Annotated in this window: 19 protein-coding genes, 2 riboswitches and 1 other annotated feature; of the genes, 15 read left to right on the forward strand and 4 right to left on the reverse strand. The window is 35.8% G+C overall.

Annotation, left to right across the window (positions count from 1 at the left end; all coding sequences use genetic code 11):
• The first annotated feature begins 3 nt into the window (after positions 1-3).
• The 3 genes from AC1DS7_RS08730 to AC1DS7_RS08740 all read left to right on the forward strand — a co-directional run bounded on the left by AC1DS7_RS08730 (position 4) and on the right by AC1DS7_RS08740 (position 2,372).
• Positions 4-1,023 carry a histidinol phosphate phosphatase domain-containing protein gene (locus tag AC1DS7_RS08730; RefSeq protein WP_215588871.1) on the forward strand — a complete coding sequence of 340 codons (1,020 nt, stop codon included), beginning with the start codon at positions 4-6 and terminating at the stop codon, positions 1,021-1,023.
• A gap of 68 nt (positions 1,024-1,091) precedes the next feature.
• The gene (locus AC1DS7_RS08735; protein ID WP_002030670.1) at positions 1,092-1,256 is read left to right on the forward strand and encodes a YozQ family protein; all 165 of its coding nucleotides are present in this window, start codon (positions 1,092-1,094) and stop codon (positions 1,254-1,256) included.
• A gap of 135 nt (positions 1,257-1,391) precedes the next feature.
• Complete coding sequence (locus tag AC1DS7_RS08740; protein WP_215588872.1) at positions 1,392-2,372, forward strand: 2-hydroxyacid dehydrogenase family protein; 981 nt, start codon at positions 1,392-1,394, stop codon at positions 2,370-2,372.
• A 35-nt stretch (positions 2,373-2,407) separates the two neighbouring features.
• Here AC1DS7_RS08740 and pssA read toward each other — a convergent pair whose 3' ends face one another.
• Positions 2,408-3,109 (reverse strand): CDP-diacylglycerol--serine O-phosphatidyltransferase, encoded by a 702-nt coding sequence (pssA, locus tag AC1DS7_RS08745; RefSeq protein WP_002011698.1) that lies wholly within the window; start codon positions 3,107-3,109, stop codon positions 2,408-2,410.
• A 182-nt stretch (positions 3,110-3,291) separates the two neighbouring features.
• Positions 3,292-5,178 (reverse strand): LTA synthase family protein, encoded by a 1,887-nt coding sequence (locus AC1DS7_RS08750; RefSeq protein ID WP_201051650.1) that lies wholly within the window; start codon positions 5,176-5,178, stop codon positions 3,292-3,294.
• Between the two features lie 253 nt (positions 5,179-5,431).
• Here AC1DS7_RS08750 and AC1DS7_RS08755 point away from each other — a divergent pair, with 253 nt between their 5' ends.
• The 12 genes from AC1DS7_RS08755 to AC1DS7_RS08810 all read left to right on the forward strand — a co-directional run bounded on the left by AC1DS7_RS08755 (position 5,432) and on the right by AC1DS7_RS08810 (position 16,438).
• A complete protein-coding gene (locus AC1DS7_RS08755) occupies positions 5,432-5,827 on the forward strand; it encodes a DUF3888 domain-containing protein (RefSeq protein ID WP_193339761.1) in 396 nt (131 codons plus the stop codon).
• Between the two features lie 89 nt (positions 5,828-5,916).
• Positions 5,917-6,098: riboswitch (Lysine riboswitch) on the forward strand.
• A gap of 180 nt (positions 6,099-6,278) precedes the next feature.
• Entirely contained in the window at positions 6,279-7,595 is a 1,317-nt protein-coding gene (gene lysA / locus AC1DS7_RS08760; protein ID WP_002030676.1) for a diaminopimelate decarboxylase, read from the forward strand.
• A gap of 117 nt (positions 7,596-7,712) precedes the next feature.
• A riboswitch (SAM riboswitch) is annotated at positions 7,713-7,821 on the forward strand.
• A gap of 72 nt (positions 7,822-7,893) precedes the next feature.
• Positions 7,894-8,037, forward strand: coding sequence for a YezD family protein (locus tag AC1DS7_RS08765; RefSeq protein ID WP_000116159.1), 144 nt, complete (start codon positions 7,894-7,896; stop codon positions 8,035-8,037).
• An 87-nt stretch (positions 8,038-8,124) separates the two neighbouring features.
• Positions 8,125-8,829, forward strand: a complete 705-nt coding sequence (locus AC1DS7_RS08770) for a phosphoadenylyl-sulfate reductase (RefSeq protein ID WP_002011694.1) — start codon at positions 8,125-8,127, stop codon at positions 8,827-8,829.
• A 39-nt stretch (positions 8,830-8,868) separates the two neighbouring features.
• Complete coding sequence (gene sat, locus AC1DS7_RS08775; protein WP_002011693.1) at positions 8,869-10,005, forward strand: sulfate adenylyltransferase; 1,137 nt, start codon at positions 8,869-8,871, stop codon at positions 10,003-10,005.
• Positions 10,006-10,017: 12 nt separating this feature from the next.
• The gene (cysC, locus tag AC1DS7_RS08780; protein WP_016119893.1) at positions 10,018-10,611 is read left to right on the forward strand and encodes an adenylyl-sulfate kinase; all 594 of its coding nucleotides are present in this window, start codon (positions 10,018-10,020) and stop codon (positions 10,609-10,611) included.
• An 11-nt stretch (positions 10,612-10,622) separates the two neighbouring features.
• Positions 10,623-12,245 (forward strand): nitrite/sulfite reductase, encoded by a 1,623-nt coding sequence (locus tag AC1DS7_RS08785; RefSeq protein WP_016119894.1) that lies wholly within the window; start codon positions 10,623-10,625, stop codon positions 12,243-12,245.
• Between the two features lie 10 nt (positions 12,246-12,255).
• Positions 12,256-12,456 (forward strand): DUF3906 family protein, encoded by a 201-nt coding sequence (locus AC1DS7_RS08790; RefSeq protein WP_000366913.1) that lies wholly within the window; start codon positions 12,256-12,258, stop codon positions 12,454-12,456.
• An 84-nt stretch (positions 12,457-12,540) separates the two neighbouring features.
• Positions 12,541-13,317 carry a uroporphyrinogen-III C-methyltransferase gene (gene cobA, locus AC1DS7_RS08795; RefSeq protein ID WP_016119895.1) on the forward strand — a complete coding sequence of 259 codons (777 nt, stop codon included), beginning with the start codon at positions 12,541-12,543 and terminating at the stop codon, positions 13,315-13,317.
• A gap of 1 nt (position 13,318) precedes the next feature.
• A complete protein-coding gene (locus AC1DS7_RS08800) occupies positions 13,319-14,071 on the forward strand; it encodes a sirohydrochlorin chelatase (protein ID WP_002030685.1) in 753 nt (250 codons plus the stop codon).
• Positions 14,046-14,663, forward strand: a complete 618-nt coding sequence (locus AC1DS7_RS08805) for an NAD(P)-binding protein (protein ID WP_002140988.1) — start codon at positions 14,046-14,048, stop codon at positions 14,661-14,663. Before AC1DS7_RS08800 ends, AC1DS7_RS08805 begins: the two co-directional genes overlap by 26 nt.
• Before the next feature lie 61 nt (positions 14,664-14,724).
• Positions 14,725-14,971 (forward strand) — a binding site (T-box leader).
• Between the two features lie 111 nt (positions 14,972-15,082).
• The gene (locus tag AC1DS7_RS08810; protein ID WP_002140989.1) at positions 15,083-16,438 is read left to right on the forward strand and encodes a sodium-dependent transporter; all 1,356 of its coding nucleotides are present in this window, start codon (positions 15,083-15,085) and stop codon (positions 16,436-16,438) included.
• A gap of 30 nt (positions 16,439-16,468) precedes the next feature.
• Here the strand turns inward: AC1DS7_RS08810 and AC1DS7_RS08815 are convergent, their stop codons facing one another.
• Together AC1DS7_RS08815 and AC1DS7_RS08820 are read right to left on the reverse strand one after the other, a co-directional pair.
• On the reverse strand, positions 16,469-16,630 hold the full coding sequence (locus AC1DS7_RS08815) for a hypothetical protein (protein WP_002188935.1): 162 nt from the start codon (positions 16,628-16,630) through the stop codon (positions 16,469-16,471).
• 98 nt (positions 16,631-16,728) lie between these two features.
• Complete coding sequence (locus AC1DS7_RS08820) at positions 16,729-18,003, reverse strand: murein hydrolase activator EnvC family protein (RefSeq protein WP_002030690.1); 1,275 nt, start codon at positions 18,001-18,003, stop codon at positions 16,729-16,731.
• Positions 18,004-18,335: the final 332 nt, after the last annotated feature.

Raw genomic sequence — 18,335 nt, forward strand, 5'->3', positions numbered from 1 at the left:
TGGATGAAAGTGGACTATCACATTCATTTAGAAGAAGGGCCATATTCAATAGGGTGGCTAGCTAAAATAAATGATGCGCTACAATATTTTGAACCGCTTAAAGAAGAAAAACATTCTATGGAATGGCTTATGAAAACACAAGAACGCCTGCAAAGACGTGTGAAGGAAGGTCCATTTACAGCGAAATGGATTGATTTATATTTAGAAGAAGCTGTGCGAAAAGGTATAAAAGAAGTTGGCATTGTCGATCATTTATATCGTTTTCATGAAGCGAAAGGATATTATGAAAAGTATGTAGATATTAGTGATTCTAAGCTTGGTCGCCTGCAAAAAGAATGGTTAGATCAAGTAAGAGTAACGTCTATTTATGATTTTACAAAGGCGATTGAAGAGGCAAAAGAGCGATGGAGTAAACGAGGGATAACGCTCAAACTTGGAATTGAAGCGGATTATTTTATCGGGGGTGAACAAGAGTTAAAAGGTTTACTAGCATTAGGAGACTTTGATTATGTAATCGGTTCGGTCCATTTTATAGATGGATGGGGATTTGATAATCCAGATACGAAAGAGTATTTTGGTACGCATGAGTTACATACTTTATATCACGCGTTTTTCGCTACAGTTGAAAGTGCTGTTCGTTCCGAGCTTTTTGATATTATAGCTCACCTCGATAACATAAAAGTATTTAATTATCGATTGGATGAGAATGAACAGCTTTCTTATTATAAGGAAATTGCTCGTGCGTTAGTGGAAACAAATACAGCAACAGAAATAAATGCGGGATTGTACTATCGATATCCTGTGCGCGAAATGTGCCCAAGTCCGCTTTATTTACAAGTATTAGCTAAGCATGGAGTTCCGATTACTCTATCCTCAGATGCCCATTATCCGAATGATTTAGGAAAGTATGTGGAAGAGAATATAAAGACATTACGCAATCATGATATTTCTCACATAGCTACATTTACGAAACGAGTAAGAACGATGAGATTGCTTGAAGAAGAAGGAATGATTTCAAAATGAAACACGATTTTTTGATGAAAATCACCCTTTTTGTTCAAAATAAGAAAGAATGAAAAGGAGGATAAAAAATGGCGAAACAACAAAATAAACAAAACGTACAAGCGGCAGATCAAGCCTATACTTCTGAAACAAATAATACTGCTAACTCAGTTATTGAGGAACAAATTAGCGATACAGTTGCAGAAGGAACAATCGATGCGAAGCTTGGGAAAGAATCGCAAGAAAAAGCGTAAAAAGAGGGGAGAGTTGCATCTCCTCTTTTTTTATGGAAAAGTGTCGATTTTCAAAACTATAATCAAATTCCTTGGTTTTTATATGTAGATTTCTTACAATGAAATATAAGAGATATCATATTTTGTATAGAAGAGGTGTTAGTAGTGGCGAAAATATTAGTAGCAGGGAAAATTCCAGAAATCGGATTAGAATTATTGAAAAATCATGATGTAGAAATGTACAATAAAGAAGAATTAATTAGTGTAGAAGAGTTAGCAGAACGTGTAAAAGATAAAGATGCACTTTTAAGCTTACTTTCTACGAAGGTATCGAAAGAGGTTATTGACGCAGCACCAAACTTGAAAATTATCGCAAATTATGGTGCTGGTTACGATAATATTGATTACACATATGCTGGAGAAAAGGGTATTGCTGTTACAAATACGCCGAAAGTATCTACAGAGGCAACAGCAGAATTAACGTTTGCACTGCTTTTAGCAGCGGCACGTAGAATTCCTGAAGGTGATACGTTATGTCGTACAACTGGATTTAACGGATGGGCACCGTTATTCTTCTTGGGCCGCGAAGTACACGGTAAGACAATCGGAATTATTGGCCTTGGAGAAATCGGGAAGGCAGTTGCAAAGCGTGCGAGAGCATTTGGAATGAATGTTATATATACAGGACCAAATCGAAAGCCTGAAGCTGAAAGTGAGCTGGAAGCGACATACGTAACGTTGGAAGAATTATTACAAACAGCGGACTTTATTACAATTAACTGTGCTTATAATCCGAAATTACATCATATGATTGATGAAGAACAGTTTAAAATGATGAAGAAAACAGCATATATTATAAATGCTTCACGTGGACCAATTATGAATGAATCAGCACTTGCTCATGCACTAAAAACGAATGAAATTGAAGGTGCAGCTCTTGACGTATTTGAATTTGAACCGAAAATTACAGAAGAGCTAAAAGGATTAAAGAATGTAGTACTTGCTCCTCACGTAGGAAATGCAACATTCGAAACACGTGATGCAATGGCTGAAATGGCAGTAAGAAATATTTTAGCTGTATTAAATGGTGAAGAACCTGTAACACCTGTAAATCAAAAAGTATTAGTTACAAAATAAAAAAGAAACCTTCCGAAATACGGAAGGTTTCTTTTTTATTTTTCTTTATTCGCTTTTTTAGAAGGTCTTTGTCTAATAAATTGAGATAACATATACAAAATGTATAGTGGAATGGCAATGAATAAGAAAACAGAAATGTTGCCAAAACTTGTTTGGTACATTGTGATAATAATTCCAACTAAAAATAGTGTAATAATTATGCTATATCGTGGAATTGGTACATCTTTTAAACTTGGGATACGAACACGGCTCACCATTAAAAATGCGAACGTTACAAATACGGTAATGAGAACGATTTTTGGAATGGTATGTGAAAATAATGTTAAGAAAGCAACAAGCCCTCCTGCTGCAGTAATCGGAACTCCAGTGAAATATTTCATAGAAGTAGAAGATGGTGTTACATTAAATCGTGCTAAGCGATATGCTCCGAACAGAGGGAATAATCCCGCTATGTATAGTCCAATGATTCCGTAGTTGGAAAAAGATGTGTAATACATTAAAACAGCAGGTGCTGCGCCAAATGTTACAACATCCGCGAGTGAATCAAGCTCTTTTCCCATTTGTGAATCAACGCGTAATAAACGAGCGACACGACCATCAAGACTATCTAACATCATCCCGATCAGTACTAAAATAGCAGCTGATTTATAATATCCTAAAGATGCATAGCCGATTGACAAAAATCCGCTATATAAATTCCCGAGCGTAAATAAGTTTGGAATAGCTGCTCTATACAAAATCTGATCCCTTGCTTTCTGTTATAAATTCTTAATTAGTGTATGAAAGTTTACTTATTTTATCATACCATAAATTTCTTTCTCAGACGAAAAAAATTCCCAATTTGTGAAAGATTGTATAGAAGAGAGATTTGAAAAATAAGTAAAAAAAGGAAGCAACTTTTGTAAAGTTGCTTCCTACACTATTCAAATTTCGTTGTCATCGTTCCGGTTTTATATCGATTGTTAGGATCAAATCTTAATAAATCTCCATAAATGAGTTTGTCGGATAATTTTAATTCTGTTTTTGCTTTTTCAATATAAGGCTGACATAGTGTTAAATCAGCTTCTTCACCTGTGCTTCTTTTATAGCACATATTTTTTGTATAAACATAATCTTCCGAAACAAAACTGCCGTCCCGCATTACCATAAGAGGGTCTTTTTCTTTCGTAAATAAGTCTGTTCCAAATTCTACGGATTGATTTGTTTTAATACCAAGTAAATGAAGTAACGTTGGTTTAATATCAATTTGACCAGATACTTTAGAGATGACCTTTCCTTCTTGGCCAGGCACATGAATAATGAGAGGGACGCGTTGTAATTGCATAGAATCAAACGGTGTAATAGCGTCTTTCCCAAGGAACTGAGCCATAGCTGTATTATGGTTTTCAGAAATGCCGTAATGATCACCATAAATGACAATAACGGAATTATCATATAGTCCTTCGTCTTTCAATTGTTTAATAAATAATTTAAGAGCTTCATCCGTGTAACGAACGGTTGGGAAGTAGCGATTTAAAACACCACTTTCGGAATTAAATTCATCAACATATTGATCTTCTGGATTTAGAAGAAATGGAAAATGGTTTGTTAACGTAATGAATTTTGTATAGAACGGTTGTGGTAAAGATTTTAACTTTGGAATAGATTGCTCAAAGAACTCTTTATCTTTTAATCCCCAACCGACAGACATTTGTTCCGTTCCTACGTAATCATTTAAATTAAAGTAACGATCATATCCAAGCGCAGGATACATTATGTCACGATTCCAAAACGTTTTATCGTTTGAATGGAAGACAGCAGAAGAATATCCGTATTTCTTTAATTGTTCTGGTGTGGCAGTGTATTCATTTGTTGCATGAGTAAAGAATACAGAACCACGGTCTAACGGATAAAGGGAATTTTCAACGATAAATTCAGCATCAGAAGTTTTACCTTGTCCCGTTTGATGATAGAAGTTATCGAAATAAAAACTATCTTTAATAAACTCATTTAAAAATGGAGTAATCTCTTTTCCATTTATTTTTTTATTAATAACAAAACTTTGTGTAGATTCCATTGAAATTAAAATTACATTTTTACCCTTTGCAGCTCCAAATAAGTTTTTATCAACTTGTTTATCTTTTGAGTCTGTATAGTTTTTAATTTCAGAGAACCCGTCTCCACTTGCAAATACACGCTCAGCTGAAGACTTAGATTGAAGTGTAATATCAAATAGATGATATGTGTATAACCCTAAATTTTTCACGACAGTTTGACGATCAAATGAGCGTGAGAACATTTGTGGTTTATATATAACTGAAACAACAATTTGTAGTGCTAATAATACTGTTACACCGCTAAAGAAAGTTCGCTTCTCAGAGCGAGAAAGGGGTGTTTTATCACCAAATGATGGGAATTTACGCGAAATAAACATTAAAATAATTGCGTCTGCAAATAAAAGTAATGTTTTATACGTAAATAGTTCTTTTATACTCGTCCCTAAGTCAGCCATATTATTTGTTTGGAATAAAACAGGGAAAGTAACAAAATCGTTATAGAACCCGTAAAACATTGCATTTCCAAATAAAATAAATGACAGTATAAAACTAATTACAATAATAATTCGGTTTCGGTACTTAGATGCAAGTAAAGCGAAACCAAAAAATAAAAGTAACGAAGCTAGTGGGTTAATAAAAAGCATAAACTCTTCAAAGAAGTTATCAATTCTAATATCAAATGCTAGCTTGTACACAATATATGTTTTTATCCATAATAAAACGACTGCAACTAGTGCAAATCGCAGTTTTGGAAACAGATTTTGTAGCATAATATACTCCTCTCCTAAAAGCATGACGGTTCTTGTGAGCCGGTTTGATTAGCGCCTCATTTTATATATACGAACAGTCCTTTATTATTATGTTTATTATACTATGAGTATCATTATACGAAAATAAAAGAGAGTTGTGGGCTTTTTTATAATAATTGAGTAGAAAAAGGGCAGTGGGAGACAATAAAACGGAGTTTCTATGTATGATAATTATCGTGCGCAAAAAGAATCGAGTAATAAAACGGAGGTTATAATGCGAAAATTATTATATTTTATAGTATGCAGTAGTGTTATACTTTTTGCTTCACCGAGTGTGTCGGTAGCACAATATGATGCACCCCTTATGGAAGATGCCCTTTATTCTGTTTTATTTCCAAAAATAAATAAGGCAATTGAAAAACAATATGGGAGCTTGAAGTCTTATCAATGTCCTAAAATTATTAGTTTAAAAAAAGTGTATAGTGGTACATATTTATTTCAAGCGAGTATTGAAGTAACGAAGTATGAACAGGTTGGTGGGAAAATTGTTCCACCATTTGAGAAGGTAACGATTACATTTAATAACGAAGAGGGCGAATGGGAAGTGACAAAGGTTTCAGTAAAGCGCTTACCAAATGATACAAAATTAAACTGTAAAAAAACAATATAAAAAATTGTTTGACAAATAAAATGGTCCTTTGGTATTGTTAATAGCAACAATTAGATGTTTGAAAATTAAATAGACTTACCTCATCTACTCTCAAAGGTAGAGGCCGCGATAGGAAAGAGTAAGCTATGGGAGATTTAATGGAATCTGTGATCATAGGTTGAAAGGGACTATTGCCGAAATATAAGAATAACCATCTTATTCATATATTGGGACTGCATTGAATAAATGTAGTACTGTCATAAGATTTATTTTATGAAGAGCTATTTGGAGATGTTGATGCGGTTTCTTATTTTGAGGAGATAACAACTCGTTTATTTTTTCAATATATATTTTTCCTAATAAGAAACGCGTGTGAACATTGTTCCGCGCGTTTTTTGTCTATCTAAAAGCGTGCTGCAATGAATAGAAGATTGGGGTTATGAGTTTTAGAGGAAATAAGGGAGGAATTTAAATGTATTTACACGGCACAAGCCGAATCAATGGGCAAGGACACTTAGAAATTGGTGGGTGCGATACGACGCAACTAGCAAAACAATACGGAACACCACTTTATGTATACGATGAAGAGTCTATTCGAGGAAAGTGCCGCGCGTTTCATCGTGCTTTTAAAGAAAGTGGTTTCTCTTATCAAGTAGCATATGCAAGCAAGGCGTTCTTGTGCATGGAGATGTGCCGAGTAGCTCGTGAAGAGAATATGTCTTTAGATGTTGTTTCTGGAGGAGAATTATATACTGCGCTCCAAGCTGGTTTTCCGGCATCGCGTATTCATTTTCACGGAAATAATAAAACAGAAGAAGAAATGATTATGGCTCTTCAGGCGAATATCGGTTGTTTTGTAGTAGATAATTTCTTAGAATTAGAAATCTTACATGATTTAGCAATGCAACATGGGAAATTTGTGAACATATTAATCCGTGTAACGCCTGGAGTAGAGGCACATACACACGAATATATAACAACAGGTCAAGAGGATTCGAAATTTGGATTTGGTGTTTCAAATGGTCAAGCGATGCAAGCAATTGAGCTTGCCTTGCAAAAATCAAATTATAATGTGCTAGGAATTCACTCGCACATCGGATCACAAATATTTGAAACGGCTGGATTTGTTCGAGCAATTGAAGTACTCCGCCAATTTTTAGAAGAAGTGAGAGAGCGAACACATTATGTGATGAAAGTATTAAATGTGGGCGGAGGTTTCGGTATACGTTATACGGATTCAGATACACCGTTAACACTTGAAACGTATGTGCACGCTGTAACAAGTACGATAAGAGAACAATTTACATTATGTGAATATCCGCTTCCAGAAATATGGGTTGAACCAGGTCGTAGTATCGTAGGTGATGCGGGAACAACACTTTATACAGTCGGAGCGGTGAAAGAGATTCCTGGCATTCGGAAATATGTTTCAGTCGATGGTGGAATGACAGATAATTTAAGACCAGCTCTATACGGAGCCCGTTATGAGGCGATGTTGGCGAATCGAGGGAATGATGAGAATGAGGAACTCGTTTCGATTGCTGGGAAATGCTGTGAAAGTGGAGATATGCTGATTTGGGATATTAACTTACCGCAAGTTGCTTCTTCTGATTTACTAGCAATTTCTTGTACGGGGGCATATGGGTACTCGATGGCGAATAATTATAATCGTATTCGTAGACCAGCTGTCGTCTTTGCAAAAGGCGGGACGTCACAAATTGTCGTAGAACGTGAAACATATGAAAATATCATTGGGAACGATCGCATACGTATTAAAGAGCTGGTGTGAATGAGAAAGAAGGAGTTGTCTAGTAAAGGCAACTCCTTTTAAAAAAAGAAAAATAATTAAATATATCGGAAAACTAGGATTGAAAAAAATCAGAATTGTGATAAAATACAAATACAAAGCTTATCAAGAGAAGCTGAGGGAACTGGCCCTACGAAGCTCGGCAACCTGCTTATAGAAAGCAAGGTGCTAAATCCAGCAAAATGGAATCCATTTTGAAAGATAAGGTAAAATATATTACCGAACAGTCTTTTCGAAATGGGAAAGATTTTTTTTATGAATAAAAAGGGGGGCTGTTTGCGTGAGCGTACGGGAGCATTTTGATGAAGTATCTGAGAAAATTCAAGCGATGCTTGCTGATATGAAATATGGTTCCATTACAATTGTTGTGCAAGATGGAAAAGTGATTCAATTAGAAAAAAGTGAAAAGGTTCGTTTAAAGTAAAAAGCGCTGACTAGAAAAACTAGAGGCGGTTTTAATCTATTTTTAATAGGTTAAAGCCGTCTTTTTGCTTTTACAGGGGGAAAAAACATGTTGACGTACGAAACGTGGAAAGAAAATAGTGTTTCATTTTCTGAAGAAGATGAAACGAAAGGCGCGCTATCAGTATTAAGTTGGGCTTATAACGAATATAAAGATGAAATTGTATATGCATGTAGCTTTGGGGTGGAGGGAATGGTTTTATTGCATCTTATAAACCAAGTAAATCCATCTGCTAAAGTTGTATTTTTGGATACAAATGTTCATTTTCAAGAAACGTACGAATTAATTAAGAAGGTACGCGAGAGATTTCCTTCATTAAATATTATAGAAAAACAGCCAGAACTTACACTCGATGAACAAGCGAAGCTTCATGGAGAGAAGTTATGGGAAAGTAATCCGAATCTTTGCTGTAGTATTAGAAAAATTTTACCGTTAGAAAAATCATTAGCAGCGGAAAAAGCGTGGATATCAGGCTTAAGAAGGGAACAATCAGAAACGCGTAAGCATACACAGTTTATAAATCAAGATCGTCGTTTTCAATCTATTAAAGTTTGTCCGCTCATTCATTGGACTTGGAAAGAAGTTTGGCGATATGTATATAAACATAGTTTGCCGTATAACCCATTGCATGATGTTGGCTATCCGAGTATTGGGTGTGAGAAATGTACATTACCTGTAGGTGATGGTGGCAACTCAAGAGATGGAAGATGGGCTGGGAAAATGAAGACGGAATGTGGCCTTCACTTTCAATGAGATAGATTTTGAAATAAAGCTAAGAAGGGATATAAGAAGATGAGTACAACAAATGAATTAGTAAACCGCATTGATGAAACATATGAAATATCGAACATTGTAAAGGAAATCGAGATAGACAAAATTGCACTTAGTGATTTAGAACTTTTGGCGACAGGAGGATATAGCCCTCTTACAGGATTTTTAGGGAAGAGAGATTATGATTCAGTAGTAGAAACGCTGCGTTTAGCAAATGGTAGCGTATGGAGTATACCGATTACACTACCGGTAACAGAAGAAGTAGCCGAGAAACTGCAGGCTGGAGAGGAAGTAAAACTTGTCAACGCAGGAAATGTATATGGTGTTATTCAAATAGAAGATATTTTTGTACCAGATAAAGAAAAAGAAGCGTTACTTGTATATAAAACGACGGATGAAGCACATCCAGGTGTGAAAAAATTATATGAACGACCAAACGTTTACGTTGGAGGAGCTATTATTCTTACAAAACGCTTTGGAAATAATCCGTTTCCTTCTTATCATTTAGATCCAATTGAAACGAGAGAAGAATTTAAAAAACGCGGTTGGAAAACAGTAGTTGGATTTCAAACGAGAAACCCAGTACATCGTGCCCATGAGTATATTCAAAAATCTGCCCTTGAAATTGTAGATGGTCTCTTTTTAAATCCGCTCGTTGGGGAAACGAAGTCAGATGATATTCCTGCTGATGTAAGGATGGAAAGCTATGAAGTATTACTTCAAAACTATTATCCGAAAGATCGTGTCTTTTTAGGTGTATTTCCTGCAGCAATGCGTTACGCAGGACCAAGGGAAGCGATATTTCATGCACTAGTAAGAAAGAACTTTGGTTGTACCCACTTTATTGTAGGGCGTGATCATGCTGGGGTAGGGGACTATTACGGAACATATGAAGCGCAGGAAATCTTTACGAATTTTACAGTAGAAGAGTTAGGGATTACGCCGTTATTTTTTGAACATAGTTTTTACTGCACGAAATGTGAAGCAATGGCTTCAACGAAAACATGTCCGCATGGAAAAGAAGACCGTGTCATCTTATCGGGTACGAAAGTACGAGAAATGTTAAGAAATGGTGAGATTCCGCCAAGTACATTTAGTCGTAAAGAAGTAGTGGAAGTGCTAATTAAAGGTTTGAAAAAAGAAGTAGTAACAGAATAGGGAGAGAATGAGATGGATACGAATATTACTTGGCATACAGCTTCTGTTTCAAAAGATGAGAGAAGAGTGAAGAATGGGCATCACAGTTTTGTAGTTTGGTTTACTGGTTTATCAGCTTCGGGCAAATCTACAGTAGCGAATGCGGTTGCTCGTAAACTATTTGAAAAGAATATCGGAAATTATGTGCTAGATGGGGATAACATTCGGCACGGTTTAAATAAAGACTTAGGTTTTTCTGAAAGTGATCGTATGGAAAATATAAGACGTATTGGCGAAGTGGCGAAGCTATTTGTAGATCAAGGTACTGTTGTCCTTACAGCGTTTATTTCACCATTTCAAGTAGATCGAAAACAAGTTAGGGATTTATTAGCGGCAGATGAGTTTATAGAAGTGTTTGTAAAATGTCCAATTGAAGAGTGTGAAAAACGTGATCCAAAAGGGTTATACAAAAAAGCGAGACAAGGTGATATTAAAGAGTTTACTGGTGTTGATTCACCGTATGAGGAACCAAAACAAGCAGAATTAATTGTAGAAACGCACAAGGATTCTATTGAAGAATGTGCAGAGCAAATTGTGAAGTACTTGCAAGAGCGTAGTTTCATATAGGGGGATAAAAGATGAGTTATGAAAAAGTGTGGGCTAATAATGAAAAATTAAATCAAACAGAGAAAAAGAAATTAGAGAAAGACGGATTAGAAATCTTTAATGATATTCCTTACTATGCGGAGAATGGATTTGAATCTATTCCGAAAGAAGAGTGGGACGCTTTTAAATGGGCGGGATTGTATTTGCAAAGACCGAAAGAAGCGGGCTATTTTATGATGCGTGTCAACATTCCTTCTGGAATTATTACAAATGCACAGGCAGAAGCACTTGCTTCTATCGCTGAAGATTATGGGCGTGATGTGTTAGATATTACGACAAGACAGGCGATTCAGTTTCATTGGTTAGAAATTGGGCAAATTCCGGATATTTTTAAAAGATTAGCGAGAGTTGGTTTATCTTCAGCAGGGGCATGTGGTGATATTACGCGTAATATTACAGGTAATCCACTTGCTGGAATTGATGCGAATGAACTATTTGATACAACATCGATTGTTAAAGAAATATACGATTACTTCCAACATAATGAAGAGTTTTCTAATCTACCACGTAAATTCAAAATGTCTATTAGTTCTAACATTTATAATTCAGCAAATGCAGAGATTAACTGTGTGGCATTTACACCCGCTACGAAAGAAATAGATGGTGAGAAAAAAATTGGTTTTCATATAAAAGTAGGGGGAGGCTTATCAGCTCGTCCGTACTTAGCGGAAGAATTAGATGTATTCGTTTTACCAGAAGAAGTGAAGGGGATAGCAATTGCAATTGCTACTATATTCCGTGATTTTGGATATCGTGAAAAGCGTCATTTAGCACGTTTGAAATTTCTTGTTGCTGACTGGGGTGCGGAGAAATTTAAAGAGAAACTAATAGAGTATACAGGCCCATTGCAAAGTAAAGGGGAAAGTGCTCTCAAAGGCTGGAATGCAGGATACTTTTATGGCGTTCAAGATCAAAAACAAGCAGGATTAAAGTATGTCGGCTTTAATGTACCAGTAGGGCGTTTACACGCAAAGGAAATGTTTGAGATTGCAAGAATTGCAAAGAAATATGGAAACGGGCAAATTCGAACTTGTAACTCGCAAAACTTCATTATTCCGAATGTTCCGCCAGAAAATGTTGCAGGATTATTAAGTGAACCGTTGTTTGAAGCAATTTCAGCAAATCCGAAATCGTTTATCGGTCATGCGGTTTCATGTACTGGCATTGAGTATTGCAATCTTGCGTTAGTAGAAACGAAAGAAAGATTACGCAAAATCGCAGAGTACTTAGATACACAAATTGCACTCGATGTTCCAGTTCGAATTCATATGGTAGGATGCCCGAACTCATGTGGTCAACGTCAAATTGCTGATATTGGTTTGCAAGGGATAAAACTGAAAACGAAGGAAAAGGGAATCGTTGAGGCGTTTGAAATATATGTGGGCGGAACACTATTAGACGGAGGAGCATATAACGAAAAGTTAAAAGGGAAAATAGATGGAGAAGATTTGCCGGATGTTCTCGTGTCCTTTTTAAGTTATTTCCAAAAGAATAAATTACTAGCCGAAACGTTTTATGATTTCGTAGGACGTGTTGGAGTGGAAGAATTACAAATTGTACTAAATCGTGTATTAGAAGAAGTAATAGCATCTTAGGAGGGGCAATATGGACTTATATCGATTTGAAGCTGTATTAGTAAATAGTATTGTTCCAATTGTTGTCGTTGCTCAGAGTGAAGAACAGGCATTTAAGCTTGCGGAAATTGAGCTTGAAAAACATTTTTTACCGTTACCAGAAGTGAAAGAGATTTCTTTGTTTGAAAAAAAGAAGATTCGAAAAGGGGCGGCATTTGTTATTCATGAGTAGAGAACATGTAATACGAAATAATAGTAACTTCCATTCGTGATTAAGAGTGGAAGTTTCATTTTATAGTAGAAATGAGGAGAGATTATGGGGAAGGTTTATATCGTCGGGGCGGGTCCTGGTGATCCGGATTTAATTACTGTTAAAGGGTTGAGATGCATCGAGAAGGCTGATGTTATATTGTACGACCGTCTCGTAAATAAAGAATTGCTTTCTCATGCAAAGCCTGAAGCGGATTTAATTTATTGCGGGAAACTTCCAAATTATCACATGATGAAGCAAGAGACAATTAACACATTTCTTATTAAATATGCGAAAAAAGGAAAAGTTGTAACGAGACTTAAGGGCGGAGATCCATTTGTATTTGGAAGAGGTGGAGAAGAAGCTGAAGCGTTAGCGAAGCAAAGTATCCCATTTGAAATTATTCCTGGTATTTCAGCTGGTATAGCTGCTCCTGCTTATGCTGGAATTCCAGTAACGCATCGCGATGCAAGTGCAAGTTTTGCTGTTGTGACAGGGCACCGGAAAGAAGGGGCTGAAGAGGAAGTGAAGTGGGAAAGTTTAGCGAAAGGTGTAGATACATTAGCGGTCTATATGGGGGTTAGTAATTTACCTTACATATGTGAACAACTAATAAAACATGGAAAAGATCAAAGTACACCTGCCGCTATCATTGAGTGGGGAACGACATCTATGCAACGTACTGTTACAGCGACGTTAGGAACAATTGTAGATGTTGCCAAAAAAGAACGAATTCAAAATCCAAGTATGATTGTTATTGGAGAAGTTGTCCGTTTTAGAGAAAAGATACATTGGTTTGAGAAACAAACGGAAAATGCATATCAAGTAAGCGGAGTATTGTAAAATGAAGGCTGTTATATATATATGTCATGGAAGCCGTTTGAAAGCAGCAAAAGAAGAAGCGGTTGCATTTATTACGTCATGTATGAACCGTGTAGAGGCAAATATTCAAGAAATTTGTTTTTTAGAGCTAGCGAATCCTTCTATTGAAGAAGGATTTCGTACATGTGTGAAGCGTGGTGCTACAGAGATTGTCGCTATTCCTGTTTTTTTATTAGCGGCAGGACATGTAAAGAAAGATATTCCGTTTGAATTACGAAAGTTAAACGAGGAATATCCGGATATCAAAATAGTGTATGGTAATCCATTTGGTGTATCAGAAGTGCTTGTAAAAGCGGTATATAACGGAAGTGGTATTAAAGACTATAAAGAAGAAGTAACACTTTTGCTCGTTGCAAGAGGGAGTAGTGATCCGGAAACTTTACAAGACATAAAGTGGATTTCTTCTTTATTTCAAAAAGAAGAGAACATTAAAGAGGTGGAAGTTTGTTATTTAGCAGCCGCGGAGCCGAAGTTTGATGAGAGGTTGAAAGAAATTGTAGAACAAAAAGAACGGAACATTGTTGTGTTACCTTACTTATTATTTACAGGCTTACTCATGAAACATGTTGAGAAAGAAGTGCGTCAATATGAGTCGGAAGAGATAAAAATAAGTCCCTATTTAGGAAAGAATGTAGCGTTTCGAGAGATGTTAATTCAGAAAACAGAGGAAATATTGAAGGGAGATCAATATGTATCCACTTACAGTGCGAGTTGATAAGAAACGTGTTGTTGTCATTGGTGGAGGGAAAGTAGCGGGGTTTAAAATTATTCCTTTACTAAAACAAGGTGCGGATATTGTTGTAGTAAGTACAGAATTAGATGCAAATTTAGTGAAACTTGTAGAAGAAAAGCAAATTCGTTGGTATCAAAGAGAGTATGAGAAAAGTGATATTAAAGATGCTTTTTTAGTAGTTGCAGCGACTAGTAATTCGGTACTAAATGAACAAATTGCTGAAGATGCCGCAGTGAATCAATTGGTAAATGTTATTACGAATCCGGAAAGTGGAAATGTTCATTTTCCGGCGGCAATTCATCGTGGATTGCTTAATGTAGCTGTTTCTACTGGAGGGGCAAGTCCGAAACTTGCAAAAAAAATTCGTGATGATATCGCAAATAAATATGATGAGAAGTATGAATCGTATCTTGATTTTTTATATGAAGTTAGACTAAAAGTGAAAGAATTACAAGTAGAGAAAAGGCAAAAAAATATATTGTTACAAGAAGTATTAAAGTCGATATATGTTCAAAGTGAACAAAAAAGAGAGCTTTTTTTACAAGAATTAGAGAGGGGAATTTATATAGGATAGTGAGCGAATTGTGCTTTACAAATATAAAAATATAATTTATAATCACAAGTAACTTCAAAAGATGAAATCGATGAGCAAGAAGAGTACGTATATTTGATGCGTTCAGAGAGCTGGGGTAAGGTGTGAGCCCGGTACGATAAAATATACAGAATGGGCTTGCGAGAGGTATGCTGAACATTGCAGTAGGCAACCCGGGTTCCGCCGTTAAAAGGATAGGGTATCGGAATTTTCCTGTACCTGAACAAGTGGGATTTATTGATCCAATTGAGGTGGTACCACGGTATTCTATTACATATATCGTCCTCTACATGCATATTTGCGTGTAGGGGACTTTTTTATTTTCTAAAGGAGGTGTGCGAGTATGAAATGAAAGTGTATAATTGATAAAAGTTATAATATTCAGAAAAGGAGAATTTATGATGAAAGAAACACAGCAATGGACGTCGAAAATTGGCTTTGTACTCGCAGCAGCCGGAGCCGCAGTAGGTCTTGGTGCAATATGGAAGTTTCCATATGTTGCAGGTAATGGTGGGGGAGGCGCATTCTTCCTTGTATTCTTACTATTAACTTTATTTATTGGTATGCCTCTTCTTTTAGCTGAATTTGTTATTGGCCGTAGTACTCAAAAAGAGGCCGTTACAGCTTATAAAGTATTAGTACCGAATAGCAAGTTATATCCTTGGATTGGTCGTATGGGGGTTGTTACTTGTTTTAGCGTACTATCTTTTTATAGTGTTGTAGGTGGATGGATTTTACTTTATTTATACTATAGTGTCACAGGTAGTTTCTGGAACGGAGTAGTTGATTATGGACAATTGTTTGCTGAAACAATTTCAAATCCAGTAAGTGCGATTGGGGCGCAATTCATCTTTATGCTTTGTACCATTTTTGTTGTTAGTAAAGGTGTGGAAAAAGGCATAGAAAAAGCAAGTAAGTACATGATGCCGCTATTATTCATTTTATTTATTGCTATCATTATTCGTGCGTTAACACTTGATGGTGCTATGGCTGGGGTAGAGTTCTTCTTAAAACCAGATTTTTCAAAGCTTACAGCAGATACTATTTTATATGCGATGGGGCAATCGTTCTTCTCACTAACGGTAGGTGCCTCGGTAATGGTAACGTATAGTTCGTATTTAAAGAAAGAAGAGCATTTAGCTAAATCAGCAACATCTATTGTAAGTTTAACTGTATTTATTACAGTACTTGCAGGATTAGCGATTTTTCCGGCGATTTTCGCATTAGGAGTTAAACCGACAGAAGGACCAGGGCTACTGTTTATCGTTCTTCCTGCTGTCTTTGCAAAAATTCCATTTGGACAATTTTTCTTCATTATGTTTTTAGTTTTATTCTTCTTTGCGACTTTAACATCTGCGATTTCAATGCTTGAAATTGTAGTAGCATCTGTTGCGAAAGATAATGAGAAGAAGCGTCCGTCAGCTTCGTTATTAATTGGTATTCTTATTTTTGCAGTTGGAATTCCATCAGCGTTATCGTTTGGAATTATGAGTGATGTAAAAATATTTGGTAAGACATTCTTTGATTTCGTCGATTTTTCGGTAAGTAATGTATTACTGCCACTCGGAGTGCTAGCCATTTCGCTATTCGTACCAAATAAAATGAGTAAAGAGTTATTAATGAAAGAATTAGAAGTTACGGAAACGAAAGGGAAAACATTATTTAACATTTGGTTCTTCTTACTTCGTTATGTTATTCCGGTAACTGTAATTATCGTATTTTTAAATGCGATAGGCGTATTTAAAATGTTTGCATAATAAAAAGACGGAGATTTCTCCGTCTTTTTATTATGTTGTAGCAGTATTTAATAAGCGATTATATGCTTTATAAGCTGTGACAACTGCGATAAATGATCCAATTAAAAATAACGCTGAGCCGCCGAATGTAAATAGCCGGCCAATGTATGTTTCTCTAGCTTCTTCTATTTCTTCTTGTAATTGTGTATTCATATTTATCACCCCGCAAAATATAGGCATTTAGTTGTAGTTTATGTAAAACGCCTAAAAAGTGTGAAGTAGTAAAAAAAACTCGGTATGCACCGAGTTTTTTATAATCCGATATAAGGAGACGGATCAACTGCGTTTGTCTTACCAACATTCCATTCCCCAAGGTGAAGTTCGAAGTGTAAATGTTGTCCGTATGATTGGCCAGTGTTCCCCATAAAGCCAAGTTGAGTGCCTTGTTTTACAGTTTGTCCATTAGATACAGAACGGCTACTCATATGTGCATATACAGTTGTATATGTTTTTCCGTTTATACGGTGAGATAAGTATACAACATTTCCGTAACTAGATGATAATTCTGAACGGATAACGACGCCATCTGCAGCGGCAATAATTGGCACTGTTCCTGAAGCTGCGATATCGATTCCTTTATGGTTATCTAAAGAACGTGTACCAAATCCTGAAGTTTTCGATCCAGCGGCAGGTTTAATAAATCCACCTTTGTTCGTATCTTGCGGTGTTGGTGCGGATTGTGTGCTTTCTTTAGCAGAAGCGGCGGCTTGTTTTTTTGCTTCCTCAGCCTTACGTGCCTCTTCAGCTTTACGCGCTTCTTCTGCACGTTTTTCTTCTTCAATTGCTTTTTGAACAGCTTGACGCTGGTTTTCTAAAATGCCTTTTGATTCTTCTAACCCTTCAATCTCTGAATCTACTTTTGCTACTTTCGTATGTAGATCGTTAATAAAAGTTTGTTGCTGTTGCTGATTACTTTGTAACTCTTGTTGTTTTTGTACTAATTTTTGCTCGGATTCTTTCAATTGTTGCTCTTTTTTCTCAACAGCTTCTTTTTCTGTCGTCACAGCATTTTGATCGCTTGTTTGTTTTTTCACAATATCTGTATCGTTATTTAAAATTAAACTTACAGAATACATATTATCAACAAGATCGGCAATATTTGCAGAACTTGTTATTACTTCTGTAATGATACTCGTACGAGGCTTTTCTTGCATAGATTGTAGTCGTTGTTTAATAACTTCCTGCCGTGTATCTATGTTCGTTTGTAATTGCTCTATATGTTTCTTTTTTTCAGTAATAACTTGCTGTGTGTTGCTAATTTCTTTTTTTGTATCGTTTAATTCAGCTTCGTTTTTATTAATAGAAGTAGTTAATTCGTCGATTTTCTTTTGTAATTCCTGGATTTCTTTTTCTATTTGTTCTTTCTCAGCTGATTTATTTTGTAAGTCATTTTGTTTGCCTTCTAATTCGGATTGAATATTAGATAATTTATTCTCATTCGTTTCAGCGTATACGGGTGAAAGTAACGGGGAAACGAAAATCGTTCCAGCTGCTAAAACACTAAATGCTGCAAATTTCTTTTTCATGGTTGTCTTGCTCCTTTCCCTATGAATGTTATATATCATAAGAAGAAGAGTGTCTATCGTTGTAATCATAATGTAAAGAAAATTTTATAATTTTGCTAAGTTTTGTCGGAATTTAGTATCTTTTCGTAGTGTTTGTCATAAAGTTAAAATTCTTGAATGTATAGAAAAAGATATCAATTTCTATATTTTTAAAAAAAACATGGGAAATGATGGAGTTTTCCATAATGAAACAGTATTTTAAAAACCTATCAATCACTAGTAAGGAATCGATTTCATGTGAGGTTTTCTGACATGGAGTTTGTTTTTGTCAAGAAAATTATTTGCATTCGTGC

Source organism: Bacillus sp. P4_E1 (assembly GCF_056401715.1).